Source organism: Vibrio sp. Y2-5 (genome assembly GCF_014596725.1).
Lineage (GTDB): Bacteria > Pseudomonadota > Gammaproteobacteria > Enterobacterales > Vibrionaceae > Vibrio.
The window spans coordinates 763,148-789,100 of sequence record NZ_JACVEG010000002.1 but is presented as its reverse complement, the minus strand read 5'-3'; the positions used below and the strand labels follow the sequence as shown (position 1 = coordinate 789,100).

General features: G+C 42.2%; 27 protein-coding genes and 2 pseudogenes. 6 read left to right on the top strand and 23 right to left on the bottom strand.

The window, feature by feature from the left end; genetic code table 11:
- Positions 1 to 341: 341 nt before the first annotated feature.
- Complete coding sequence (rutR, locus tag HUO09_RS08730) at positions 342 to 1,025, bottom strand: HTH-type transcriptional regulator RutR (protein ID WP_188233693.1); 684 nt, start codon at positions 1,023 to 1,025, stop codon at positions 342 to 344.
- Between the two features lie 248 nt (positions 1,026 to 1,273).
- On the opposite strand from rutR, the gene HUO09_RS08725 reads away from it, so the two are divergent.
- From HUO09_RS08725 to HUO09_RS22540, 3 genes and pseudogenes are all read left to right on the top strand, one after another.
- Positions 1,274 to 1,834, top strand: a complete 561-nt coding sequence (locus tag HUO09_RS08725; protein WP_223159349.1) for a hypothetical protein — start codon at positions 1,274 to 1,276, stop codon at positions 1,832 to 1,834.
- Positions 1,835 to 2,109: 275 nt separating this feature from the next.
- Positions 2,110 to 2,238 (top strand): annotated as a pseudogene (locus HUO09_RS22290) (bacteriocin); the annotation flags it as partial.
- On the top strand, positions 2,239 to 3,231 hold the full coding sequence (locus tag HUO09_RS22540) for an HNH endonuclease (RefSeq protein ID WP_188233692.1): 993 nt from the start codon (positions 2,239 to 2,241) through the stop codon (positions 3,229 to 3,231).
- Positions 3,232 to 3,240: 9 nt separating this feature from the next.
- Here the strand turns inward: HUO09_RS22540 and HUO09_RS08715 are convergent, their stop codons facing one another.
- The 5 genes and pseudogenes from HUO09_RS08715 to HUO09_RS08695 all read right to left on the bottom strand — a co-directional run bounded on the left by HUO09_RS08715 (position 3,241) and on the right by HUO09_RS08695 (position 10,831).
- Positions 3,241 to 5,148, bottom strand: a complete 1,908-nt coding sequence (locus HUO09_RS08715; RefSeq protein WP_188233691.1) for a response regulator receiver domain — start codon at positions 5,146 to 5,148, stop codon at positions 3,241 to 3,243.
- The gene (locus HUO09_RS08710) at positions 5,149 to 8,166 is read right to left on the bottom strand and encodes a sensor histidine kinase (RefSeq protein WP_188233690.1); all 3,018 of its coding nucleotides are present in this window, start codon (positions 8,164 to 8,166) and stop codon (positions 5,149 to 5,151) included.
- Positions 8,167 to 8,215: 49 nt separating this feature from the next.
- Positions 8,216 to 9,406: a DNA cytosine methyltransferase gene (locus HUO09_RS08705; RefSeq protein WP_188233689.1), complete on the bottom strand. Its 1,191-nt coding sequence runs from the start codon at positions 9,404 to 9,406 to the stop codon at positions 8,216 to 8,218.
- A 476-nt stretch (positions 9,407 to 9,882) separates the two neighbouring features.
- Positions 9,883 to 10,137 (bottom strand): annotated as a pseudogene (locus HUO09_RS08700) (IMP dehydrogenase); the annotation flags it as partial.
- Positions 10,138 to 10,270: 133 nt separating this feature from the next.
- Positions 10,271 to 10,831, bottom strand: coding sequence for an SOS response-associated peptidase (locus tag HUO09_RS08695; protein WP_188233688.1), 561 nt, complete (start codon positions 10,829 to 10,831; stop codon positions 10,271 to 10,273).
- Between the two features lie 422 nt (positions 10,832 to 11,253).
- Between HUO09_RS08695 and HUO09_RS08690 the strand changes: the two genes are divergently transcribed.
- A complete protein-coding gene (locus HUO09_RS08690; RefSeq protein ID WP_188233687.1) occupies positions 11,254 to 12,177 on the top strand; it encodes a hypothetical protein in 924 nt (307 codons plus the stop codon).
- Between the two features lie 473 nt (positions 12,178 to 12,650).
- Here HUO09_RS08690 and HUO09_RS08685 read toward each other — a convergent pair whose 3' ends face one another.
- From HUO09_RS08685 to HUO09_RS08630, 12 genes are all read right to left on the bottom strand, one after another.
- Positions 12,651 to 14,537, bottom strand: a complete 1,887-nt coding sequence (locus tag HUO09_RS08685; protein ID WP_188233686.1) for a hypothetical protein — start codon at positions 14,535 to 14,537, stop codon at positions 12,651 to 12,653.
- A gap of 27 nt (positions 14,538 to 14,564) precedes the next feature.
- Positions 14,565 to 14,678 (bottom strand): GpE family phage tail protein, encoded by a 114-nt coding sequence (locus tag HUO09_RS08680; RefSeq protein ID WP_258006829.1) that lies wholly within the window; start codon positions 14,676 to 14,678, stop codon positions 14,565 to 14,567.
- A 29-nt stretch (positions 14,679 to 14,707) separates the two neighbouring features.
- Positions 14,708 to 14,995: a phage tail assembly protein gene (locus tag HUO09_RS08675; protein WP_188233685.1), complete on the bottom strand. Its 288-nt coding sequence runs from the start codon at positions 14,993 to 14,995 to the stop codon at positions 14,708 to 14,710.
- Positions 14,979 to 15,689 carry a phage terminase small subunit gene (gpM, locus tag HUO09_RS08670; RefSeq protein WP_188233684.1) on the bottom strand — a complete coding sequence of 237 codons (711 nt, stop codon included), beginning with the start codon at positions 15,687 to 15,689 and terminating at the stop codon, positions 14,979 to 14,981. The genes HUO09_RS08675 and gpM overlap by 17 nt, the downstream gene beginning before the upstream one ends.
- 10 nt (positions 15,690 to 15,699) lie before the next feature.
- Entirely contained in the window at positions 15,700 to 16,065 is a 366-nt protein-coding gene (locus HUO09_RS08665) for a phage tail tube protein (protein ID WP_102954736.1), read from the bottom strand.
- Positions 16,066 to 16,068: 3 nt separating this feature from the next.
- Positions 16,069 to 17,202 carry a phage tail sheath subtilisin-like domain-containing protein gene (locus HUO09_RS08660; RefSeq protein ID WP_188233683.1) on the bottom strand — a complete coding sequence of 378 codons (1,134 nt, stop codon included), beginning with the start codon at positions 17,200 to 17,202 and terminating at the stop codon, positions 16,069 to 16,071.
- Complete coding sequence (locus HUO09_RS08655) at positions 17,199 to 17,402, bottom strand: DUF2635 domain-containing protein (RefSeq protein WP_188233682.1); 204 nt, start codon at positions 17,400 to 17,402, stop codon at positions 17,199 to 17,201. Before HUO09_RS08655 ends, HUO09_RS08660 begins: the two co-directional genes overlap by 4 nt.
- Positions 17,403 to 17,942, bottom strand: a complete 540-nt coding sequence (locus tag HUO09_RS08650; protein WP_188233681.1) for a phage virion morphogenesis protein — start codon at positions 17,940 to 17,942, stop codon at positions 17,403 to 17,405.
- Positions 17,939 to 18,403 (bottom strand): phage tail protein, encoded by a 465-nt coding sequence (locus tag HUO09_RS08645; RefSeq protein WP_102954732.1) that lies wholly within the window; start codon positions 18,401 to 18,403, stop codon positions 17,939 to 17,941. The genes HUO09_RS08650 and HUO09_RS08645 overlap by 4 nt, the downstream gene beginning before the upstream one ends.
- A complete protein-coding gene (locus tag HUO09_RS08640) occupies positions 18,403 to 18,852 on the bottom strand; it encodes a head completion/stabilization protein (RefSeq protein ID WP_188233680.1) in 450 nt (149 codons plus the stop codon). The genes HUO09_RS08645 and HUO09_RS08640 overlap by 1 nt, the downstream gene beginning before the upstream one ends.
- 109 nt (positions 18,853 to 18,961) lie before the next feature.
- Complete coding sequence (locus HUO09_RS08635) at positions 18,962 to 19,999, bottom strand: phage major capsid protein, P2 family (protein ID WP_188233679.1); 1,038 nt, start codon at positions 19,997 to 19,999, stop codon at positions 18,962 to 18,964.
- Between the two features lie 42 nt (positions 20,000 to 20,041).
- A complete protein-coding gene (locus HUO09_RS08630; protein WP_188233678.1) occupies positions 20,042 to 20,863 on the bottom strand; it encodes a GPO family capsid scaffolding protein in 822 nt (273 codons plus the stop codon).
- 134 nt (positions 20,864 to 20,997) lie between these two features.
- On the opposite strand from HUO09_RS08630, the gene HUO09_RS08625 reads away from it, so the two are divergent.
- Together HUO09_RS08625 and HUO09_RS08620 are read left to right on the top strand one after the other, a co-directional pair.
- The gene (locus tag HUO09_RS08625) at positions 20,998 to 22,758 is read left to right on the top strand and encodes a terminase large subunit domain-containing protein (protein WP_188233677.1); all 1,761 of its coding nucleotides are present in this window, start codon (positions 20,998 to 21,000) and stop codon (positions 22,756 to 22,758) included.
- A 10-nt stretch (positions 22,759 to 22,768) separates the two neighbouring features.
- Positions 22,769 to 23,728 (top strand): phage portal protein, encoded by a 960-nt coding sequence (locus HUO09_RS08620; protein WP_188233676.1) that lies wholly within the window; start codon positions 22,769 to 22,771, stop codon positions 23,726 to 23,728.
- A 6-nt stretch (positions 23,729 to 23,734) separates the two neighbouring features.
- Here the strand turns inward: HUO09_RS08620 and HUO09_RS08615 are convergent, their stop codons facing one another.
- The 5 genes from HUO09_RS08615 to HUO09_RS08595 form a co-directional block, all read right to left on the bottom strand.
- Positions 23,735 to 24,529, bottom strand: a complete 795-nt coding sequence (locus HUO09_RS08615; protein ID WP_188233675.1) for a hypothetical protein — start codon at positions 24,527 to 24,529, stop codon at positions 23,735 to 23,737.
- On the bottom strand, positions 24,529 to 24,849 hold the full coding sequence (locus tag HUO09_RS08610) for a tol-pal system YbgF family protein (protein ID WP_188233674.1): 321 nt from the start codon (positions 24,847 to 24,849) through the stop codon (positions 24,529 to 24,531). Before HUO09_RS08610 ends, HUO09_RS08615 begins: the two co-directional genes overlap by 1 nt.
- A gap of 122 nt (positions 24,850 to 24,971) precedes the next feature.
- Entirely contained in the window at positions 24,972 to 25,217 is a 246-nt protein-coding gene (locus HUO09_RS08605; RefSeq protein ID WP_188233673.1) for a hypothetical protein, read from the bottom strand.
- Positions 25,208 to 25,438 carry a hypothetical protein gene (locus tag HUO09_RS08600; protein WP_102969424.1) on the bottom strand — a complete coding sequence of 77 codons (231 nt, stop codon included), beginning with the start codon at positions 25,436 to 25,438 and terminating at the stop codon, positions 25,208 to 25,210. The genes HUO09_RS08605 and HUO09_RS08600 overlap by 10 nt, the downstream gene beginning before the upstream one ends.
- A 10-nt stretch (positions 25,439 to 25,448) precedes the next feature.
- A complete protein-coding gene (locus tag HUO09_RS08595) occupies positions 25,449 to 25,865 on the bottom strand; it encodes a glycoside hydrolase family protein (RefSeq protein ID WP_188233672.1) in 417 nt (138 codons plus the stop codon).
- Between the last annotated feature and the right edge of the window lie 88 nt (positions 25,866 to 25,953).

The following is a 25,953-nucleotide window of genomic DNA, read 5'->3' as shown; positions in this document are numbered from 1 at the left end:
TTTTCGTTATTAAACAAATAGATAAGTCAAAAACCAACACAAAACCAGACCATTTGGTCTGTTTTGGAACAACTGGAATGGTGCAAAAGCACTAATCAAGTGCACAAAAAACACTCAAAAGACACACAAAGGCGAACAGAAAATGGCAGGTAAACGAGTAAATTCAGGAACAGAGATGGCCAGTGAAATGACAAAAAAAAGGAAAAGAACATGTGTTCTTGGTTCTCCCCTTCAGATTAAGGGCAAGATCTAAAAAGTGTGGCTAATAGACAGGAAAAAGGCCACCCTTTGGTGACCTATCGAAGCTAAAACAGCAAGAATAAAAAGCGCTTACTCAAGCGTTAAGCAATGCCATTAAAGATAATATTTTGGATAGACTGACAGGTATCTTCAAAAAATTTCTTATTGGTCAGGTCTTTACCCGTAATCGCCTTAACCTGCACACTAAAATCTGCGTAGTGCTGCGTAGTCGACCAGATAGTAAAAATCAGTTGGGTTGGATCAACGGGCTTAATCTTACCTTGGCTTATCCAACGTTCGATGACTTTAGATTTCTCCTCAATGATGTTTTTCAAATCACCATTTAAGTAATTTTTGAGAATCGGAGCACCTTGAATGATCTCCAAGCAGAACAGACGTGAAGCTTGTGGCTGATCTCTAGAGAGTTCTAACTTAAGACGGATATAGTTTTCTATCGCGGTTTTCGGATCATCCACTTCATCAAAACCAGCAATTGGGGTAAGCCAGTCGTTAAGGATGTTTTCCAAGATGGTTAAGTAAAGCTCTTCTTTACTTTTGAAGTAGTAAAACAGATTGGTTTTAGAGATTTCAGCACTGTTTGCGATTTGTTCAATCGTTGTTCCGTGAAAGCCATACTGCGAGAACACAGCGAGAGCCGTTTCCAGAATAAACTGTCTTTTATCGTCAAACTTCTTCCGCCTACGAACACCGGGTTCTATGGCTGTGCGACTCTTCTTTAACGTACTTACTTTCGTTCCTTTTAGCGATATGCCTGCTTTAGCCATACGTCTTCCTGACACCTTCTCAATACTGCTCAATGAGAGCCATACTAGCATCTTCGAATCAAAATGTGTTTTTGATATGTAACGAATAAACGTTAAAACACGGCATTAGTCTTACATCAGCCACAGTGAAATAAATTCATATACAACATGACCAAAATAATAAAGGAAAATTCATCAACGACTTAATTTAAACCTATCAATGTGCCATCCAGCCTTTTACGATAAGGGATGCCATTACTTGCAACTTAATGACACCTCATGGACGTCCTTCTTTTTCTGATGAAGGGATAAAGAGCCTAAATGAGCTTGGTTACAACACTGAAAAGCTACTCGCCATTTTTGAATACCTGCTGAACGAATCCATTAGAAACAAACCAGAGGATATGCTTATCACCATGCATATTTGTCGCGGAAACTTTCGATCAACCTATTTTGGCTCAGGTGGATATGAAGCATCAGCGGAAACCATTTTTGGACAACTTAAAGTTGATGGCTTGTTCCTAGAATATAACGATGAGCGCTCTGGTGGTTTTGAACCTCTCAAATACGTCACCAGAAATGACCTGTTCATTGTTCTAGGTATAGTTACCTCTAAATCCCCAGAACTTGAACCGAAAGAATACTTAAAATCACGTATTCAAGAAGCTACAAAATACATCTCCCTTGAGCAATTACGTTTGAGCCCACAATGCGGCTTCGCATCGAAGGAAGAAGGCAATATCCTCAAGAACAGGAGCAATGGAACAAACTCAAACACGCTGTTGAAATTGCAGAGGAAGTTTTGGGGAATCCTTCGAAGTAAGGAATAACGAGCGACTGAAGTTCGATAGATAAGCTGGTGTACCCCATTAATAAATGGTTAACCCGCTAACTCGAAAAGAGTGGTAACCAGCTTAATTAGTTTATTTGTACAACCTATCCTGAGAGAACTGTCCATAAGTCAAAAAAGGAATATTATTTATTACTTGATATGAATACATGATGCTATTCTGTAAACCATTGAGTGTATGAACGAACGATACGTATAAGGCTTCTATCGTTCGATTTCACGTGGAGCTATTAACAGAATATGAACGTCACAAACTCCCTAAACGAAATCCAACGCTTATCGGTCAAGAAGCTAGCTATTAGCTTTAATGGCTCAACGATTACCGTTGATGAGGGTGATGTGAAGGTTGTGGGTAGAGTTGCATTGGTGATGGAGAGGGTTTAGGTGGCTCAAGTAGAGTTTGATAGTAATGGGCGAATAGCTCGCCTTAAAACTTTAGCTGAACCATTAACTAGCCAAGACATACTCGATTCAGTAGAACAGTTTTTAAAAGCGGATAAGACTATACCGTCGTACTCTCATTCGACTACTTACGACTTAATCATCAACGATCAGCCATATCCACCAAAAACCATTTTTGGTTTGGCTGTGAGCAAGCTACTTCAAATGGAAGTGCTAGCAACCCATTTCACTGGTGGTATAGAAAGCCCATGTTTCACTGTTCTTGAAGAACTAGGCTTTGAAATACGCCTAAAAGACGGTATGCCATGGTCAGATTCTGAGTTAAAAGAATCGGTAAACCAGTACATCAACATGCTTAAGTTAGAGCATGAAGGCACAAAGTTTAATAAAGCTCAGGTATACAGAGATTTAAGCCGTAAATTCAAACGTGGCGCGAAAGCGTATGAGTTCAGAATGCAAAACATATCGTATGTGTTTGAACTACTTGGGCGTTCTTGGGCAACGGGTTTAAAACCTAAGCGCAATATTACAGCTCAACAAGTAAAACTCATCGAGCAATTTATTTCTGAGTTAGAGAACAAGCCATGTGAAGGGAAAGCCGCATTTGAAGCTGAAGTACGTGATTCGACCGATAGCAAAACCATGGAAAAGCCTGAAGGAAATGCCAAACCTTCTACGTCGATAACTCAAACTATAACCTTTGCAAGATGCCCGAAAGTCAAAGCCTGGGTACTTAGGCGTGCAGCTGGTATCTGTGAATGCTGTAACGAGCCAGCACCGTTTGAAACCGAAGAAGGTAAACCATTCTTAGAAGTCCATCACTTGGTTAGACTTGTCGATCACGGGAAAGATAAGCCAGAAAACTGTGCCGGTGTTTGCCCTAACTGCCATAGAAGACTGCATAGCGGTAAAGGTCGTGAAGAGCTAACGTTAAACTTGCTGACGAAGATTGAAGAAAAAGAAAGCGGCTTATAGCCGCTTTCTTTATTTCATATTAGCACTCACTAAATCAACGCCAATACGAGCTTCATATTGAATTTGATAATTTTGGTATCTAGATGCAAATCCGGGTCGTAACTTAGCCACAAGTTTAAACTTCCTAGTTTCCACCTCCAACAAAGATGTAGCCGGGTTAGTAGTCAAAAATTGTACATCTTTAGTTTCACCCTTAGCAATTAGAGCTGTGTCATGGTGAACTACAACACCTTGTTCGATCGTTGGAACATCATTACTTTCGTATACTCCAAGAGCTAATCTATTATTCTCGTCAGTTAAAAATATAACATCTGATTGATGGGCAACTTTTAGCTTATCCAACAATTTATCACTAACGTCAGCCATTCTTATAAAGCGCATGGGTCTGTGAGGTTTCATTCGATCCGCTACTTTTCCAGTAGTTTGATTCGGTACGGTGTTACAACTCGGCGCAATACATAAATAATAAGACCCTTCAACAACATCTTTTAAAATAACCCCAGTAGAAATATGATCGGGTAATTCTTTTTCAATACTAAGTTGCTCGTTAAATGCATGTACCACATGACCACGAAATTTTTGATCTATTTGTTCGGCTGGTACTTTAAGATTTTTACTAGCTGCTGAGACCATTTTCTGTAGATAACTATGGTATTTATTTCTATCATTCTTTTCGCTAACAAACAGAGGCAGTTGTTCATCAACACTATTCGCAGTTTGTTTTATAAATTCAAGCAACTCTGAACTATTTTGAATCTTATCTACTACATCTGTAAGTAATTGATTCAATAATTCTTTACTAGCACGCTCTCTTTGAGAATCCTCTACTCGTAACACGCCCCATAAAGCTGCAATTTGTTCGGTTGTTCCAGCCGAAAGAACTTTCTCCATCGACAAATTGGCGTCTTCAATCTGATTTTGAATCTCTGAAGTAACAACACGGTAAAAGCTTGGATACCAATCGATCAAGGTTTCCTGTATTAGTGCCCAAACTTCTTCAGGAGAAGTATCTCGAACAGTATCGCCATCAACAGTATCTTTACTACAAAAAACTACAAAAACGTCGCCAGCCTGTAACCACTTTTTGCGTTGACCATGAATTTCAAAATTAGAAATAGGACAACTATTCTTATTGTAGCCTCTGATAGACTGTTCTAAGAGCCATTCAACGTGCTTGGTCTTCGGCGAATCTAATCCTTTTTCATCACACACTTCCTGAAGATCTTGCGTTAATGCAGCTATATCGTGTTCTGATTTTAAAAACTTATCATAAACGTCTTTTGATCCAATATGCTCCCACTCATCTTCCCAATCTGTGTGATTGTTTTGCCACGCTCTGGTCAATGCTTGATTAGAAAAAAAATCAGCTTCATTGTTTTCATGGCTTCCTCTCAATGTAGTCGCAACTTCAAACCATACGCTATCAAGATCCTCTTTTGTATAGACAACGACTATATTCATGTGCTTGCTTTCGCTTAGCTCATCAATCAGTTTCAGCGAAAACTCTGCAGGATTTGCGGTCACATCGGTATTTTGCAAATAATAATCTAATACAATAAGGTCGCTCTTTCGAACTTTATCCCTATCCAGCATTTCTGTTCCATCTTCAACATCGCAGATAAGCTTTTTGTTATGAAAGAAGCTTACAAAACCCTTAGCCACTTCTGATCTCATCAGGCTACCACTTGCTTGCTCTAACATAGTCCGTAGTTGACTTAGCTTTGCTTGATACACAGTCTCTACTTTTTCAATACCAGCTTGAGGATCATTAGAAATTGACTTTATATCTTCTTGGAATGAAGTATGCGCAGATACCAATTTCTCAAAAGGCAAATACTCATCATCGATAAGTAACACTGACCTAATAGCATTATCACGAAATGCTTCAACAATTTTATTTCTATATAATTCTGGCATCTATTTCACTTCCATTCCACGAAACTGAATAACAAAGTTGGCACCGTTTCTAATAAGCATTTCCTCTGGATTTTCCGCATACCAGATTTTGTGGCGAGCAACAGCTAAGTTCTGTCTTGATAGATATAAGCCCACACCATTCCCACTAGGACGACGGCTATAAAAAAGCTGGAATAGATTCTTAACATCATCTTGGTCTATTGCTGGTCCGTTATTTGCGATTACAACTAAATCATTGATGATATCTATTTTTATGACACGCTCTTCTTCTGCCATCCCAACCCAATACAAAGCATTGTTAATCAAGTTAACAAATACAGGGATAATACGAGATTGAACATCCACTATTTTCATGTTCTTAAAAGAATCACTAATTTTGAGATGCACATTTTGTCTTTCAAATTGGTCTGTGAAAAAGCTCAAAATATTTTTAACTATTTCACGACCAGTAATATCATCTCTTGCTTGATAGCCTGATAGTTTTAAAGGTGATAAGAAACGTAAATAGTCGGTGAACTGATTATGTGCACGCATAGCGTTTTTAAAACCAATTTCATTTTTTGCCGAAGAACTCATAGAGTTTAGAGAACGAGTAACGGCTTTATCTTGCGCACTTAACTCATGAGCTAAAATTTCAAAACTAATGCCTAATTGAGCTAGATTTCGAATTTGGTTAATTTCACGTTCTGCATTTTCTCTTTCTTCTTCAGCAAGATTAAATGCAGATTCAATATCAATACCCTGTTCCAACTTATCCAAGGCAAACAAAAATCCTTCATATTTTGATGCAATATCATCCGATAATTCTCGATATATTTTATCAAGCTCATTTAGAACAAACTCAGTATCACTAGCATTAGTTACCGAGTCTAAAATACTAATAGCTTTATTCCTAAACGAATCCCGGTCCATTTTTACTTCTTGCTTCCAAGTGGATTGAAGGCGCTCTAGGTTGGTTGCGATTGAATTTGCATAACGATTGACTTGTTTTGTTATAGCAGAATCACTCACATCATATTTAGTTTGTGCGCTTTCCATTGGACTACGTTGCTGACTAAGTGATTCAATTTTATTCAAGCGTTCTCGGCATGTTTGAAGCAATTCACTTAGCTCACTAAATAAATCTCTATAACTACGATATTGATCCTCTTGATAGTCGCTCAAGCTCGCAGGTTTATTAGGTGTCTTTAGATCTGGACGGAGAGAGTCCAGTTTATTGATCTGCAATACCAATTCATCTAAATGATGCAATGATATTTCTATGCCATTTTCAAGTTCCTTATGAATATTACGTGCATTTTCTACTTGTATATTTAACTTAGGGAGATTAGTTTCGAGTGCATTATTAAATGCTTCCCTTGTAGCTCTAGCTGATAAATTCCTCGCCTTTGTCAGCCTTCTCTTTTCTTTACTTAACTGTTCTAAAACTGATTTACGTTCATCAGATTTAGTACCAAAGTAACTATCAGTAACTTGGATAAGAAGGTTCATGAATAGTGCTTTTAATTCTCTAGCAGCTTGGTTTTTAACAAAGCCTTCACGACCAGCTTTATCTACTAAACGCTTATTCATTTTTTGATCGAGGTCTATTTGACCGAACATACGTCTTGTTGCCCAATAATAACGACCAGCATTTTTGTTACGGCGTTCATCTATACCGAAAAAGTCATTATTTGTTCTACCATATGGTAAAACTCTTAGGCCATCGCGAAAAATCATAAAACCAGCATATTTTTCAGTTTGTTCTCGCAGAAGTGAATGCTGTTCAACGTCATGCGTTGACTTTGAAATTTCAAATTCGAATGTACCAAACTTCAAACAAAATGCTCCGGTTTTAGTATAAGCTTCCATACCCGGTGATCTACATGGAATTACAACATCTGGGAACGTCTTTCCAAATGCAGTAACTTCTCCACGAAACCAACCTTTTTCATCCATATAGCCTTCGACTCGATGTTCTAAACCTGTAAACTGTTCGTAACCAAAAACATCGTCATAGTTAAGAATTGGGTTCTCTTCTCCTAATGTATAGCCTAAACAATCATACCCACATATTTCATAATGGAATTCATTGTTAATTGAGCGGTTTGGATTAAATGGGTCAACAAAAGCTCGAAGGGTATCAACTAGGTCTTTTTTAACATCTTGATATTCTGTCGACTCTCTACTCATATCTCCGCGATTAGTAAGGAGTTCTAAATCTCTACCAAGATCTAATAAGTACAAAGCAGTTCCATGTGTTGCGCCATCTAATTTTTCAACCTTATCTAATAGTGGTCGCCAGCTATCTGTAATTTCTGGATTGAATATGAAGTTATTACAAAGAGTTTTAACTTTTTCTTCAGTTGAAATAAAAATGTCTTTGCTGTTTGGATTGTGGCGTAATTCAAAAGCTTCTTCTTCATCGACAGTAAAGAGCTCCCACATACGGCGTAGATATTTCTCTTCTTCTGATTCAGGGTTTAGTGCTAAGTTAAGTATCATTTCTTTCTGTAGGTCAGCACATATTGATGGTAGTTGATCTAAGCGGTCAAACTCTTCCATAGGCACTTTAATATCGTTCAAGCCTAGATAAGTATTTTCAAATAAACGCCAATCAATTAGAACTGCAGAAAATCGGGTATTCATCTTTTTGGTTACAATTAACGTCACTGGAGCTAGAAACGCTGTAGATAACCTACCAATTCCCTTTTCACCTTGCGTATATCTATCCTCAAGACCAAATCTATCTTTTTCAGGAAGTAATTTCTTTTGAGTTTTCGATGCAGTGCCTACGGTAAGCCAGCTATTAATCAGTTGGTCATAAGTCATACCGCAGCCATTATCAATGATTGCACCACACTTAATATCACCGTCGAATAAGTGTAGTGCTACGTTGCGCGCATACGCGTCGTATGAGTTCTTCCAAAGTTCACTTACAGCAGTTGGAGCATCTGCAATCTGACCTTTGCCGAGGTGATCTATCGTTCTGGCTTGAGCCTTAAAAGAAACAGATCTCTTTGTTGGTTTGTCTGTCATATCAGATAGTTATTTATAAAAAAAGTGCCTAACATTGTAGGCACTTTATTTACTTCAATCTACTGCATATATCACTAATGAGAATTTTTCCTAACTCTGGCGGAACAGCATTCCCTATCTGCCTAGCCATATCAGTAGTGCTTCCTACGAAATTAAAGCTATCCGGAAATGTTTGAAGTCTAGCAGCATGACGCAATGTCATACCATGATGCAACCAGGGGTGCACAAAGCGACCTTTAGATGGGTTATTACATCCTGTGGTAATGGTATTACTTGGCAGATGAATCATTATGCGGCCATAAACATCTTTGTGACCTTTATAATCACCTGAATGACATTTCAGCCGGTGTTCTTCACCAGCATCTTCTCTGCTGCCATTAAACGGAGTGTCCATAAATCTTTGCTTCATCTTTGCCGTAGGTTTCATGCTTACATCACATGGGTCTGGATTCTTAAAAGGCTTACCATACGGTAGAGACGCCAAATTTTGCATTGTTTCATCATAAGTCCACTTGGACTTATCTTTAAAATATTGTTTCCAATACTTTTCGTAAAGCTCTTCTGGCATCTTTTCAAATACGCTCGATGCTGGTACCCATTTAGGAAAAAGCTTAGAACTCGGAGAAAAATGTGTTGGTTCAGGCGGGAAAGGAAAGTCACGCTTTTTATCTAAGCCTTTTCTAACACCTAATATAAAAACTCGTTTTCTATTCTGAGGCACACCATAGTCTTTTGCGTTTAGTACATCTTTAAACTTAATGACGTAATCAGCACTTTCAGCAAGACCAATGAACTTATCTAGGAAGTCTTTATGACGCTTCCACAATAAACCAGCCACGTTCTCTACTAAGAACACTTTTGGCTTAAATTCATTAACGAATTCAAAATAGCGTAATAGAAGCTGGTTTCTTGGATCGTTAACGCCAGCGTTTTTGATTCTATGCGTGGAAAAACCCTGGCAAGGAGGACCACCAAGAATTAAATCTAACTCTCTAGGTCTTAGTTTTAGGTCTTTTCTTAGCTTTTTGGGGTTAACGTTGTTGATATCTCCATCGACAGGACCAGCTCGCAAAAGAATTTCGCGTTTTTCACGTTCAATGAAGTTTTCACGGTAAGTATCTGATGCAGCTTTATCAAACTCGATCGCAGCAATAACATTCACTCCGACATCATGCGCCGCACAAGTGAAGCCGCCCGCACCGGCGAATAAATCTATTGCTTTAATGGTCTTAACTGTCATTCAAAATACCCGTGAATCAGAAGAGGAAACATTCTACTCAGTTATCTAAAAAAAGCTATTTTCAGAAGCTCGTCAGGCGAGAAATCGACCAATTTCAATACTTGCTTTCCAATAATGTACGTTTTATGACAGTCCATCCCAAGTAATACCGCGAGCAAATGAACACCACATATACCCCTCATAACACAACTCCAAAAAAACAAATGCTGTTATCGCTCACTAAACAATGACAACAAAATAAATAAGATTGAGGCAAGTTAAAGGCATTTATTTACGTAGTGGAAAGCAAATATCGTAGCGCTCAGTAGATATATCTATTCGCGTTTGAACATTAGCAATGTTGGATGCTTCTATTTCTTATGGTTTTGCTCTGTTTTATATCTGTCGCCACTTTGTCTCCATTTGCTGATTTTGAGGCAAAAAAAGAGCCGCAAAAAGCGGCTCTCAATAATTCTATTTTTCGAAGAGTTGGAAGTTTACTCTTTACCGTAAACGTTGTTCTCTTGCTCTTGTACGCGGATGAAAGTTGTGCGCTTCGTTAGCTCTTTAAGCGAGGCTGCACCTACGTATGTACACGTTGAACGCACGCCACCAAGCACATCTTGAATGGTATTTTCAACCGGACCACGGAACGGAATTAATACGGTTTTTCCTTCAGCTGCACGGTAACCAGCAACACCACCAGAGTGCTTATCCATCGCGCTCTTAGAAGACATTCCGTAGAACTTAATACAAAAACACATTATTGTTAATATTCAATATATTATAAATATTTAACTGTATATAAAAACAGTAAAAATAGCGATATTTCACGTTATTTGTCGCCATAATCTGGCGGCTGTCGCCATATTTGTCGCCACTTTTTCAGGCGCGTATTAAGAGCCTTTCATCAAACTCATGGCTTAGAAGTTGGTGAGCATCGTGTCCTGTTCCGCTTATCCACGTCACGATGGCGTCGCTCGGGATTAACAACGGCATACGGTGGTGATACTCACTGCATTGTTGATTTGGTTTGGTGGTTAACGTCACTAGCTTTGAGCCGCCTTCAAGTGCGATGCCTGCCATATAGAGAACGTCTTTCTCACCTTGGCTGAACAAATACTTCACCTTCTTGCCCTGCTCTTCCCGCCATTCATACCAGCCAGTACAGGGAACAATCACTCGGTTGTATTCGAACGCTTGCGCGAACGTGGGTTTTACTGAAACGGTTTCGGCTTGTGCGTTAATGATGATGCGCTTTGCCCAATCGGGTTTGATGCCCCAAGGCAAATCAAGTTGCATGAGTTCGCCATGTTGAACACCAACAGTGGCGACATCTTGAGTGGGACGGAGGTCGGTATTGGTTGAGGTTTTGAACTTGATGCCAAGCTTCTCGCAAACAATCTTACAGAGAGGATCATCAATTACATTTAACCTGCCACACATTTCGCAACCTCCATTCTTTTATGTAATTAACAGTTTAGGAGAGTTTTTAAAGGTCGTAGACTTCCCTGACTTTTTATTCATTTCTTGTCATTTTGCCATCTTGTATTACTTAATGGTCGGGCTTTAGCGAGCCCGTTTTTTCTAATATGCGCTTTTCGCTCTGGGTTAATACCGTTCGGATGTTTTCCCACACTCCTTCCTAATTTCAATACCCAACTTTAATCTGGCAGTGAGTCCACCATTTTGGGATAAACGCTAGTTTTAATGCACTGAATTTGAAAAATATATATAGAATGCTCACAATTCCAGTCCAAATACGGAATAAAAAACATTAATATGTTAGATATGTCGTAGTTCTTATTTACTAAATAGTTTCTATTGTTAAATATTCAGACTTAGTCACCTACGCATACGGAGATAAAATGTTCCAAAAGACAATTACATTAACAATAATTGTGTACATCCTAATAATGATCGTATTCAATAGATGGAATGGTCAAGTAAATAATATACATCAACTTATTTTAATGATGCTTGCTTCAATAGTAGCTACTGCATCACTAATATGGACTGGTTTGGTTTATGTAAAGACTGAAAAGAAGAAAGTATCAGAGCGATATTTAAAAACATATGTTGATACTATAGAACAGCTAATAGCCATTTTGATCAACAAAAATAGCTCAAATGGTGACAAATTCGCTGCCATATTGACTAGCCACGATATTTTTCATCAGTTAGGACCACTAATAAACGAAGAAGAGCACGCTTTAGCAGCGGAAACAAGATTTCAGCTTCTCAGAGTATACCTAAATGAATTTTGTTCTAAACTAAATATATTTGATTATTTACCTCAGTTGGATAGCACTAAAGTTAAGCCATTTGATGTGATTAAAAATAGAACTGATTTTTACGCTTGTGCGAATGGTCTTTCATCGGAATGGTTTAAATATACATCTATAGAATTCGAGCGAAATGGTGATAATCAAATAAATAGCTATGGTGTTATTGGATTATCCGGCTTCCAATCGTTATCTGTTTTACTCACATGCCACCCACTCAAGTTAATAAACAATGTTTCTTGTCTAGAACATTTTGAAGAGCTAGAGCACTGTGAAACATTTGAAGTTCCTTACTGGAGTCCCAACCTACTCTTTACACAGCCAGCTCTATTAGCGCATTTACTGCTATCATCTACCTTTTCAGCGCGTTGCGAAGAATCAAAAGTGCTGCCAACTTTACGTGTGTATGATCGAAATGGAACATGGGTTAACGTAAATGATGGCTTTCATTATCATGTCCCCGAAAAACTATCTATCCAGCGTTATTTGTTAAGTATGTCTGATTAATATTGTCACACCGGTATAATCAATTACTTACAAGAGAATGGGGGGAGCCACTTCAAAATCGATGCATGATAAAAATAAGGACAATATCAAGGTCAAACACAGAATATACTCTTGATTAAAAACCATTCTGTTCAAAAGACCTTCTCTATTAACATATATTTCCTTAAAGGCTGTTTCCTTCGGAACTTTAGTATTATCTACCGTTACAGACTTATTTTATTTAAAGGTTAGCTAAACTTGCAATTTGCTATCCATATTTTAACTTTTCAGTGGTAGTGATGCCCCGTGGTGCGTAAAGAGAAAAAGCTCTATAGAACGATTTCGTCGAAGCCATTTTTAATATCGTCGTTGATAACAACGAAGAACTCTATTAAATGCAAAATGCTATATACATAAATGTAAGTATGTTTTATTAAGATTAGAATTGAAACATAAAGCAAAGAACAAATTGCGAAGCCTGCTCTTATGTTCATTTAATAACTAAAACCCATATCACCCAAATCCAGATTCAAATCCATGCCCTTCTCGCTCTTGGCTTTGTCAACCGTCACGGGTTTCTCTGATTTAATGGTCAGCGACACTTCCGATTTGCTGTTTAACGTTTGGTTCTTTAGAGGTTGATATTGATCGTAGGTACTTGGCGTTTTCAGGCTGCTATTTTGATAGTCGGCATAGGTTTTCTTGCGCTCGGTTTGGTTGTGGGTTTCATTGGTTGTGATGCCCAACGTGGCGTTCTTGTCTTTAATGTTTTCGAGTTTGTTCGCGAGGTTATCAACTTCGCTCCCTGCTTCGCTAATGCCCGTTTTCCAGCCGTCGGGGATGAGCGAATCTGGCAGCATATTGATGAGCTTTTTAATGCCGTTCCATAGGCTGTTGAATTGCTCTTTTACCCAGTTAATCACTTTGTCTAAACCCACGAACTTATCGACTAAGTAAGTGATCGCGATAATCGCTGCACCAATAGCGGCGACCATCATGCCGATAGGGTTTGCCATGATCACGGCGTTAATACCAATCAACGCGACTTTGAAAATGGCGAGGGCAGCAATAATGCCTTTGAAGTTCTGCGTAACAAAAATCAGCCCTTTGCCTAGGAATTCTAACCCTTGATAAAGCCCGTTGACTGTTTGAATCACCTTATCCATAAACTCAGTACGCCACTGGGCGTTTTTGAATTTGTTGGTGAACTCGGTAAATAGCTTGGTGGCTTTTTCCATAATGGGAGCAAGTGCTGCAAACTTGATGGAGCGAATACTTTCAGAGATTCGCTGCACAGCATCGTTATAGGCTTCCGCTTTGGCGGCATCTTCTGCAGTTGCGCCACCGCCTAAGTCATTGAGTTCTTTTCGTGCCGCCGTTAAGCCTTGTGTACCTTCACGGAGCATGATGAGCATTTCACGGCCACTGTCACCAAAGGCGGCATCGGCAAACGCCATTTGTTCTTGCGCTGTTTTCAGTTTAGAGAAAGATTCAAGAAGCATTTGATAGGCTTGTTGGTTGTTTTCAGCACCTTTTAAATCTTTAAACAGCCCGTTCTTACTCTGCTTAAGATAGCTACCTAATGCGCCTTTGCCCGTTTGTTGTAATACACCCAAGCGGCGGGTGAAGCGCGTCATCGATGCGGAAAGGCTGTCGGAACTGACACCTGCATGTTCTGCTTGCGATTGCATGGCCTGTAGTTCGCTAATCGGCAGTTGTAGGTTTGCGGACTTCTTAGCGAGCTTGTCCATTTCGGCGGCACTGCTATTCACCTCCGCAGCCAGTCCTGCAAGGCTCAATCCACCAAGTAACGCTGTGCCTTTACCAACAGCCGCACCAGCTACACTGGGTAAGCGTATTTTGCTGTTTAGTTTTTGCAGTGGTGACATTGCGCCTTTTAAGATCGCGTACTTCTTACTGAGCTTGGTGACTTCAGCTCCGTGCTTTTTGTAGCTTTTCTCAAGACGTTTGTTTTCACCATCTAGGTCGTGAACTTTGACGCCCGTTTTCTTCAGCTCACCGCCTAGTTTGATTAAGTGTTTTTTATAAGTGTCTTGCTCATTGGTGAGCTTGTTGACCCGTTCTTGCTGCTTGGCAATTTTCTCTGTTAGCGCTGCAGTCGGTTTACCCGCTGCGGTCGCTTTGGCTTGCAGTTCTTTAAGCTTTTCACTGGCGGCGGCAATGGAAATAGTATTTTGGTTCATTGCCTTTTTGGTGTTCTGGAATGAGCCAATCATACCCATCGCCGCAGAGTCATCCGCTTGGGCTTTCTGAATTTTCTTGATGGCTTTGGCGTAGTGGTCTGACTCACTCGCCATGCCTTTCAGTGGTGCGGAAACTTTGTCTTTCATCCCCATCACCACAGACAGGTTCATTTTCATATCAGTGTCCTTAATGCAAAAAGAGAGCTAATCGCTCTCTTCTTGTTGGGTTCTCTGCCGTGCGAGTTCGCGGAACAGTAATAAATCGTCGTAGCTGAGTGCGTCTATTTCGCTAGGAGGCCAGTGAAAGGCAACGGCGATATCGGCATAAAAATCTTCTACTCGCTCTATCAGTGTTCCGTGTTCACGAAAAAAGAGGCGATAGTTGTGAGCAATGGCGCCCAGTTCTCTGGTGCTAGGTTCAGCACATCACGCTCGTTAAGGGATGAAATGCGAGGCAGCAAAACTTCACCCGCCTCAAACTTCATTTCGCACACATCAATCAAACTTAAACCACGAAGGTTGCCAGAGTTCGGCTTCTGGATTTCAACAGTTCTGATTTCCACATCGTCTTTAATGATGGGCGTTGCCAGTGTTGCTGTACGTGTTTCCGCTTGGTTCTTAATTGCTGTCGCCATAGCCCAGTTCTTCCTTCAGTTCGTTAAGTCTGCCTTTGCGGCCACCTTTACTTGGGTCAAGCTTCATTACTAATTCATACATGGCATAGGCTTGCTCTTTCTCGCCGTTCTCGTAGTGCCAATCACCAACTAGTTTGAACATTTTTACTTTTAGTGGTGCATTAGTTGCCAGCTTACCTTGTTGCAAATCACTCACAGCTTGAATCAGATAGTCACGGTTGAACTCCTGTTTCTGGTCGTGAGCTGTAGAAGAGTACTTGAACACAATATCGCAGTAGCCTGTTTGACCGTTCACTTTCCAGTTTTGCGGGGTTTCTAAACCTTTGTCGATTGCTTCACGCAATTGGTCATGCACTTCAGGCAGTTTCCCAAGGTCAATTTGCCACTGATAGAACCACCAGATCACATCGAGGTTTTCGAGATTGCTGTGTGACTCTAATAACTTTTCAACAACAGGTCGGTACTTATTCACCAGCTCTTCTTTGTACGGGTCTTTCTCTTGAGAGCCGGCTAAGGTTCTTACGTACTCCAAATCTTTCTTGAGCATGAGCTGGGTTTCTTCCCAAGGTTTATCCGCAATGATTGAACTCACTGTTAAACCCTCTGCTACGCTTTTGGCCACGTCCACAACTTGCGGCTTGGGCGCCTCTTGTTGTCGTTGTTGAGCCTGACGTTTTTTCAAAATAGATAGCATGCCAAGCTCCTTATTGAGGGATCATTTCATAGCCGTTAAACAGCACTTCTAACTGACCGTCTTTGACATTCAGTGTCAGTGGGTCAACCGTCCACGCATCTGTCAGGGTGTAGTTTTTGCCACTGTTGGTTTCGATTGTGATGCTTTCATCCACAAAGGCTTTGATGGCATCTTCATCGGTGGTTTTAGCGTGAACAATGGTGCATTTGATATACGGCGCGCCTTCGTATACTTCGGTGTGCCCCAATACGCCATCATCACCCATAACGGCTTCACGCTTGAGGTTACCAAAACCGATTTCTGCTCCTTCTTTGATAGGGAGGCGACCGAGTGAGCCTGCGTTTAATACCGCACGGCTAGTGATTTTTGTTCCCATGGCTTACTTCCTAAATTGAATTTTGCCTGCAACGATAATCAAGCCGTTCACGAACTGCGGTGAGTCTTGATAGTTGATGCGTTGTTTATTGGAATCGTCCAGCTCAACGATGAGCGACTTTTTATAACCGTCAAAGTCCTGCACAATGCCCGCGTATTCGAGTTCTTTGTACAGCGCCAACAGTTCCGTTTTGAACATGCTTGGCGTGACAATCACTTGACCAGGAGCAAAGCGAGTTCCGTCCTTCGCTACTTTGTGACGTGCATATTTGCTCAAGATACGAGAGCGTTGTTTCTGACGAAAATACATCGCTGTCGCTGGCGTCATGATGTCGAGATAGCTGTTATCGGCAATGCCTGCTGCGTTTTCGGTGTAGGCCGTGACCGCACGTTCTACCAATACTTCTTTGGCAGTGTTGACCGTGTATGTCCCCATGCCTTCGTGCAGCATTAAGTTACGCTCTGCCCAGTCGAACTCGGTTTCAGCAATCGAGTAAACACCATCCATTTTTAACGTTTGCAAAGGGCGACACGGGTCATTGGCCAGTGATGGCGCAATTTGACCAGCCCAAGCGCCAATTGCCGCCGCATCGGATAGCGCAACGTTTGCAGAGTTACCTAAGGCGTTAATTGGCATAAAGCTAATTAGTGGGCAGTTGCTTTTGTTAGCAAAGGTGATGAGCTCAGCGTTGGTGCCTTGTTTTGGCACGTAAGCGACACCGGGGATTTGCTGCAGAGCTTCATAACGCTTTTCCAAGAACTCACCCAAATCACGAATGGAGGTTTCGTCATTGAGCGAGCAGATGATGTGGTGGTACTGCACATCACCAAGGGCAGCTAACGCTGACATGGTATCGCCATTCAATACGCTGATTGCGTAGATAGGCATGCTCTCATCTTGCTTACGAAAGTAAGTGATGGTGTCTATGATGTCAGACGTTGCACCAAACAGAGTTGCTGCTTTGGTTTCGTCCATGCATAACACAACGGTATTGGGTGCTGTTGGTGCGTCTGCGACCGCATTACCGATCACCAAACAAAGCTGTTGGTCTTCCGCGCTGTTCGCCAGGCTGTTGTCGATTTCGACATACATGCCCGGAACATAAGCACTGCTAGGTACTTCGCTAAAGCTAATCATTGGTCAGCCTCCTTGGTGGCTACGGTTTTCTTAGCTGTTTTGGTCACATTAGTGCCGACCAACTCAACCGATTTTTCTTTAAGACGACGCAGCCAGTAAGGGTTACGCGGTTTTTCTTCACCCTCTACCTTGAGAGGTTCACGGGTTTCTGGATCGCGCACGATTAGCCCGTTAAGTGGTTTGATTTTGATGGTTGCCATTTAACTTTCCACGTCTGTTGTAAAGTGTTCTGCTGCCATGGCCAGAAGCTCGCGCTCTAACGCTGGCGTCCAACCGATGAATGTACGTTGTGGCATGGTGTAGTTTTGTTTTACCCGACGACCGCCTTGCCAACGTCCGGTCTTGCTATCAAAAAAGCCATTTACTTTGGTGGTGAATGACAATTGACTGCCTTGGTTGTGCTCTTGTCCGATTCGTCCAGCCACACCAGAAAGACCGACTTCAAAGCTTTTGTCGTCTGCTTTGGTTCGCAGGGCTTTGGATATCCCCATCAACATGTTCTTGTTGTTTACGGTGTTCTTAGCTGTGGTACCGTCTTTCAGATCCACACGCTTGCGCCTTGTGCGGCTTTGATACGGGTTGTTGTCGATGTCTCGTTGCGCCCGAATTTGAGCGCGAAAGAACTGCCGTGCGTGATTCGCCATACGGCGGTTCAAATCCAGCTTTTCAGTCGCAGTTAACACCAAACGCTCAACCACTTGGGTTAACTGATCTGGCGTTCTTAGAGTTAACTCGCTCATGGCAAGTCATCCAAATGCCCCACGAATAAGATCAGTTCGCCAAGGTCGTCTTCATTTGCTCGGGCTTGGAACTCGCTGACGCATTCGTATCGCTCTCCGTTTTGCTTCCAATCACCTTGTGGACTTTCTTCCAGTGAGAAGCTTTCCCGAAGGTCGATTTTGATTTTGATATCACAGTGACCTTTATCGAGTAGCTCTGTCGCGAAGCTTGGGAACGCTAAACCTTTTTCCTGGCGATACGGGTCGTAAGTGTTGAGCCAAGAAACAAGGTGCATCATTAGAATGTGCGGCTGCACTTTAACGTCCTGCATGTACACGATGGCGGTGTATTCAATTTCAAACCCATCGACGAATTCATCTTGGCCACAAAACAGAGCGCCATCTTCCGCCCACACTGCGAAGTTCTTTGCATCCACAATGTGCTTTTTGAACAAGTCCGTCAGGCTTTGAAGTGCTTTCATTACACCACCTCAAAGCAGTAGGTTTCTTTACCATGAATGAGCATGTCGACCGCTTGGCGGTACTGCACTTCGCAGTGGTATTTTTTGCTGTTCAGAGCCTCTTGCCTTTCTGCCGCTTCGGCTGTGGAATCTGTACTTAGCTTGATGCCAATCAGCTCACTGGCGGTTAATGCAAACACCGCTTGGGTGTAAAGCGTGGTGCCGGATTCTTCATCACCAAACTTATCGACCGACAGCGCGGTTAAGTCGTCGTACTGGGCAATGGTGTCCACGAGTTCACGATGCACTTTGATGCGCGATACTTTCGCCTGTTGCAGAATGCCTGCCTCTGTTTCATTGCTAAGGAAATTAAACAGAGACTGAAACTCTGAAATTTTGAGTTCAGGGAAGTTGTCCGTTGCTGCCAGCACGGAGGTGTACGTTTCGTTTTTATTACCTACGTATTCCATAAATCACCTTGAGGGAATGCAGGCAGACATTGCACGTATAACAACCTAAGCCTGAGCTTGATTGACAACGTGAAAGCGCCTGCATTGGTGGGGTGTTAGTTAAGGGTGATTACACCCATTCGCCATTGATCAGAATCTTCACGTTGTCGAATTCCACTGCTGCTACTTTTTCTAGCTGCTCGATAACGTAAGCCATATTCATTGACTCAAAGTTTTCCATTTGGTCTTTCTTGTCATTCTTCTGACCAACCGTGCGACGAACTGAATCTTCCTGAATGTAGATAGACAGGTTATCGTAGCTTGTGACCATGATTCCCGTTGAAGGGAAGCCCGGAACGGATACCGCAGGCAAACCACCGTAAGTACCAATCACTTGACGTTCTTGGATTTTGCTTTTCTCGCTTGGTGTGTTGCCGTGCGAGTCATAGAACTTCGCTTTCTCGTAAGCCAGCAAGTCTGAGCCGACAATCGCAATCAGATCGGAGTCGTTTTCACATGCTGGGTGCAGCAGGTTTTTCAAGTTCAGAACCGCAAGGTCGAGGTTGTTGAAATCACCGCCTTCACCAATTTTGATAACACCAGAGGCTTCTACGCCTTCGGTAATCAAACGCTCGGTGTTGTGGTCGCGCATGGCTTGGAACCAGCCTTTGTTAACGTCTTCACCGTTCGGGTTTGCGGCTGCATTCGTATTCGGCTCCGCCGATTTACCGTACCAACCGACCGTGATTTTGTTGGCGTCAATCTGCTCACGAGTGTGCTTCGACACAATGGTGTTGAAGTTCTTCATATGCGCCCAAGCATCAAGCTTGGCGTAGCGAATAGCAGTGTCAAAGTTGGTTTGAACACAGGCATACGGCATGGCTTTCATGCCGTGGTAGTCTTTTGGTTTACGCTCACCATCGCCGGATGTGTCCGTGCGGCTGGCAATCATGCCACTGACGCCTAAACCAATCGCTTCACCAATCTGGTTTTTCACTGTGACGATGTTGATACGGCTAAGGAACCAGTTACTTTCACGAATGGCCGCGATGATGCGCTGCGTACCCGTTGGCGAGACATTAAACATCTCTGTGGCGTCTTCCACGCCGTTTTGTTTCGCTACCGCTTGAACGTAAGCACTTAGCTTTTTCTTCGTATGTAGTTGCATGACTTTACCTATACAAATTGAATGAGTGAGAAACCTAAGCGCTTATAGGTAGTCTTCAGTTTCAGTATCTTGACCCGCCAGTTTGCGCTCCTGTTCGTCAGTAATGGTGCTGAGCTTGGTGGTTAGCTCTTCCATTTGTGACGACAGCTTTTTCACTTCATCTTCAAGCGGGTTCGCTTCTGGCTGTTTTGGCGGGTCAGTAACAACAGGCTCTTTCGGTGTCTCTTTGCTGCTTAGCGTTTCGACCAGTTGTCCAAGCTGTTCACTTAGCTTGTTGGTCTGCTCAATGCTTTGCTTCAACAGCTCTTCGGTTTCTTTACTCATTTCGTCTTCTTCCTCTTGTTGGGAAAGCTGCTCAGTCGGCTTTTCACCGTTGAGCCAGTTTTTGAATTTCTGGAATAGCGAGACGTCTGCGTCTTCGCTTTCTATTGAGAACTGCTCAGGCTTTAAGGTGAAGTTAGAAAGCACCTGCACCTTGCCATCGTCTTTACTCGATAGATGAATTTGGGTTGTGCCGAGTGAGGCGGGTTTATCGGTTAAAGCCAATCCGGTTAAGTAGGCTTTACCTGTATCCGAGAACTTTTCGATGAACTCACAAGATGTATGCAACAGCTGCCCTTTCTCTACTTGTTGCAATAAATTGGAGTTTGGTTTCACCACCGCAAAGAGTTTGTCTTCACGCTTTTCTACTGACAAAACCGAACCGAATTTAACGCTATTGCTTAAGTGATCTTGGTTGATTCGAGCTGTGTATGTTTCAGGGTTATAGCTCTGCGCAATTTCATCAATGATGTGTTGCTCAATCACACGTCCGTCGACGGTCGTGCCTGCCTGCAAAATACAAATGGGTTGTGATTGAAACATGCCTAAACGCTCCTAAGTTCGATGATTCCAATCTAACCAATGACCTTAACTTTTTGTATTTATGAAGATTCTAGATAGGTGATTTAGAAACCTTGCTAGCTGAGGAATGGCGGGCGCTGTTGCACTATGCAAGCATGAAAACGAATCTCGCTATCGAGCAAAATGCACCGATGTACACCGCAGACCAATCCAAAGCGCTTGGGCTGTTTCTACGTCAGTTCAAACCTGCTGAAATTTCCGAAGCCGTGGGTGTGGCAGGTCGCACCATTCAATTGTGGATTAACAAGTTCAACTGGAAAGAGTTGCGCGACGATGCGCCCGTAGAGCTGATGATTCGCCAGCGTATCGCGTACTTGCTGTGGCTTGACCAAAAGCATGATGAGCAGTTGAAAGAGTTGGAGTTTCTGCTTGAGCAAAAACGTAAACGCGATGAAGCGGACGAAAAGCGCCACCGTCCAAGTGGACGCAGTGATGGAGAGCGAAAGCGCGGGCGTAAGCCAAACAAGGTGAAGAACGATGTTTCGCACATCACCAAGCAAGTTTTGGACGAGTTCCGTGAGAAAACCTTCTTCGAATACCAAAAAGAGATCCACCGGCATAAGTGCAACAGCGAACTCAATGAATTCCGCTTCTACCTCAAATCTCGCCAGATTGGTTTAACGTATTACTTCGCTTATGAAGCTTTTGAGGATGCGGTGCTTAATGGCGATAACCAGGTGTTTTTATCTGCGTCGCGAAAACAGTCTGAAATTTTCAAAAACTACATTCGCCGTTTTGCGTTAGAGATTGGTGATGTTGACCTAAAAGGCAAAGATGAACTGCAATTGTCTAACGGCGCGACTTTCTATTTTCTCTCGACTAATGCTCGAACCTCGCAAGGCTTTAACGGCCACGTTTACTTTGATGAAGTGTTCTGGATACCTAAGTTCGGGGAACTGGACGACTACGCAGGCGGTATGTCGATTCACGACAAATACCGCACCACTTATTTGTCGACGCCTTCGACCGTTGCCCATGAAGCCTATCCAAAATGGCAGGGTAAAAAGGAGCTGGGTATCGATGTCAGCCATGCGGCACTGAAGAACGGCTCATTGGGTGAAGATGGTATTTTCCGTCAAATCATCACCATTGATGATGCAATTGCCAAAGGCGCCACCTTTTTCAACATGGATAAATTGCGCCGCAAGTATCCCGACAAAACCGTCTTCGATAACTTGCTGCGTTGCGTGTTCCTTGATGACTCTGCATCGATATTCTCTCTTAAAGCACTGCTGGCGTGTAAAACGGATTCGTCATTGTGGAAGGATGTCGATCACAACAAGGCGCGGCCTGTTGGCAGCGCAGAGGTGTTGGTCGGCTATGACCCACGAGGCGGCGGTCAGGGTGAAGGCTCTGACGATGCAGGCTTAGTGGTTGCCCTGAAACCCAAACGCAAAGGTGGCGTGTTCCGTTTGATTGAGCGAGTGCGACTTAAAGGCTCTAGCTATGAGCAGCAAGCGCAAGCCATTAAAGGCATCACCGAAAAGTACAACGTGGTCCATCTGGCGATTGATGTGAGTGGTGTTGGTTCTGCCGTGGCGGAACTGGTTCGCAAATTTTACCCAAGTTTGATTGAACTGGATTACTCGCCCGAAGTGAAACGAATGATGGTCTATAAGGCGCGAGAAATCATCAATGATGGGCGCCTACAATTTGATGGTGAGTGGGATGATTTGGTCCACTCATTCCTGATGATTCGCCAGCAGACCACCAAAGCGAGCAACCAAGTAACCTTTATTTCTAACCGCAGCAAGGTTGGCTCTCACGCTGACCTTGCTTGGGCTTCTATGCATGTGATGCATTGGGAGCCGATTGATATTCATTGCGAAGACGATACGACCGTGTCGTTCTTCTAGGAGATGCAAAGTGATTGAGATTGAATTTTCTAACCCTGTCAGCGTAATGAATAGCGATATTCTGAATTACCTTGAAGTCGCGTTGATGGATGGTTTGTATGAGCCACCGATTGCCCTAGACACACTCGCCAAAGCGCTGCGCGTGAACCCGATGCATTCAAGTGCAATTGAGTTTAAGCGTAATACCCTCACCTATGCTGTCACTGTAGCAGAGGTTTTGTCTCGCCGTGACCTAAAGCGTTTCATTCAAGACTACTTAACCTTCGGTAATGGCTACTTTCACGTTGTGCGAAATTTGTTAGGGCAAGTGCTTCGCATCAAGCATATTCCTGCACTCTACATGCGCAGGCGTGAAGACTTAGGTTATACCTACAAACCACGCGCATACGATGACGAAGGTCGGGTGAATTTCCGAAATGGTCAGATTTTTCACTTAGCTGAATACGATGTGGCGCAGGAGCTTTATGGTTTACCTCAGCATGTGAGTGGACTAACTTCAATCTGGCTGAATGATGATGCCACCCTATTCCGTCGCCAGTACTACCGCAATGGTTCACACGCAGGTTACTTGCTGTATATGAACGAGCCCAGCATGACCAAAGAAACGGAAAATGACATCCGCAATAAGCTGCAAGCCAAAGAAGGTATGGCGTTTAAAAACCTGTTTGTGAATGCCAAGGGTAAAGACACCAAAGCGCCAGAGCTGAAACCGATCGGACAAGTGGAAGCCAAAGACTCTTTCAAGGATGTGATGAACCAAACGACCAACGATGTGCTTTCCCTCCACCGCGTTCCTTTGGAGCTAATGAGTGTTAAACGCGAAGGAATTACATCAAGCAGCGACCTAAACAAAATCGACCGCATTTTCTTTAAGAATGAGCTGTTACCGTTGATTGATTCGCTCAGTGAATTGAATGAGTTTGTGGGAATGGATGTGATCACCGCAAATAAGTATGAGAGTTTGGAGTGATAATAATTAACCAACTGTAACTGAAAGTTTTGGACGAACTTTAATAACGCAGCGCGTACCACCAGATGACAAACTTTCTTCACCTAGAATAAACAAAGGTGTTTCTATCAAAAAAGATTTCAATGACCGATTTCCTATCGACGCCTTTAGTTCTAAATAGTCTTTGGGGAAGCGCTGCTTAAGAATATTCGCTGATGTACTAAGCAACGTCCAACCATCTTCTCTGGAATACTTATTGGTTATATCTACTAGATGAATAAGAATTGGGTACTGAATAACAATAAGCATATCAACCGATTGAGAAATAGCTCTATAACTTAGACGAAAATCTTCAATTTCATGGCGAACTTCTTCAGCTTGCTGATCTAAAATTTTGGCTAGAGCTTTGCATCCTTCAACAGTTTTTAGGTCATGCTCAAGTAAGACGTGATGTATTAAAGAATTTCGATTTTTTACTAATTTAGATAACTCATTCTTTTTTCTTGTTATGTACTCTTCAGAAGCAACTCTTTCAAATTTAAATGAAATATATGCCTCGTCTTTATCGTCTGGAGTTGAAGTTTCTACTTCATGTTCAGTCTCGAGTCTTAATGGATAATCTTTAATTAGGCCCCCTAATGTTTTTGTTCTAGATATACCATCGAGGCCGTATTTTTTATTAGTTAACTCACTTAGATAGCCACAAACATTTTTGGAGCTTAGATCCTTTAAGAGAAGCTCCAATTTTTGGTACAGAACAACGTTACGGCCTATTTTTGTATATATGTCTTCTATCAATTTATTGAGAACGTCTTCTCTCATTACATTTTCTTCGCAAGTTGTTCTTTAGCCAGGTAGCCATATTGAGATCTTGGGTGCTGTTCTACTAGGTATCGATATAATGCTTCTTCTTCATCATATCTGCCCATTTTTTGATAGGTCAGCGCTTTCAAATAAGTAAGTTCAGCATGCATTTCTGGCGTTGTATTTCTTACTTTCTCAGCTTGGTTTATGTACTTCAATGTATCTTCATAATCACGGTCTTCGAAATTTGAATATGCTAAAGAAATAGAGCCCTGTTGTACTTGAGAAGAACAAGCCACCAATAAGGTAGTTGCTAAAACCAATATTAACTTCTTCACAATCACTCCTTTGATGTGTCCATATGCAACTTTGGTTTACTTATTTTATTATGATCTGGTTTTTATGGAATTCCATGTCTTATATTGAAGTTGTGATGAAAGACAAAAAGATGCCGCCCATTTCAGGCGGCATTTTTGAGTAGTGAATGAATCCTATCGAACTCTTTCACCATGCTTCTCTCGATACGGTCACCAAGTTCTTTGACATCATCTTTGGTGGCGTAGGTTTCAGCTACGTGGGTTTTGTATTCACCCAGTTCTTTGGATAGGCGAAACAGGTAGCCAATGAGCAAACTTAAGATAAGCGTGACAAAAGTACCAAAGGCCAGAACAGCATTAACCCAACCTGGATCTAGTGTCATTCCCATTGCTCTACCTCTTTCAGTTTTTTACCTTTCAGAGACAGGATGATGTCGTTTACCGTTTCTTGGGTCACGTCATTGGTCGATAGGTTTTTGATTTTCTCCAGTCCCCAAATCACCAAGCGAGAAGCGAAGCGCTCTAGAATCACTTTCCATGCAACTTGAAAGAAAAGACCTTTGAGCACTTCCCATAGGGTTTTGCCGAGAATGTTTGTTAGAAAACTCATGGATGACTCCTTAGTTAATTTCTGTGCCGAGACGCATCATTTCACTGAGCGTATTGGCGCGTTTACCGACTTGTCGTGCCCAGCGGCTATTGAGCATTTCATTAGCGGCAACATGCCAGTGTTCACGCTCAATCGCGGCAATCATTTTTTTGAACATGCCAAAGCGTGGTAAGCCGAGGTTAAAAACCATATCGACAATGACCGCTTGGCGAGCTTCATTAAGGGAGGCAAAGAATGGCAGTGCTTGCGCATCTTTGATGGCAGTACCAAGGTCGTGTTGAAGCATGGTTTCTGCTTCTTCTAAAGTGATGCCGTTATCTTGCAGGTTTCGACCGTAGCCGATGGTGATTTTCTGACTGCTGCAGCGATAGGGCTTCAAGCGGAGCCCTTCGTGTTTTTTAATCAGTTTGGTGGCGAGTGCTTTCATGATTAAGCCTTAGTTTGTGTAACTAAAGCCAGTGTATCGCTGTGCTAATCCGTCTGATATCTAAGCGGTTTCTAGATGGTAGATGTAG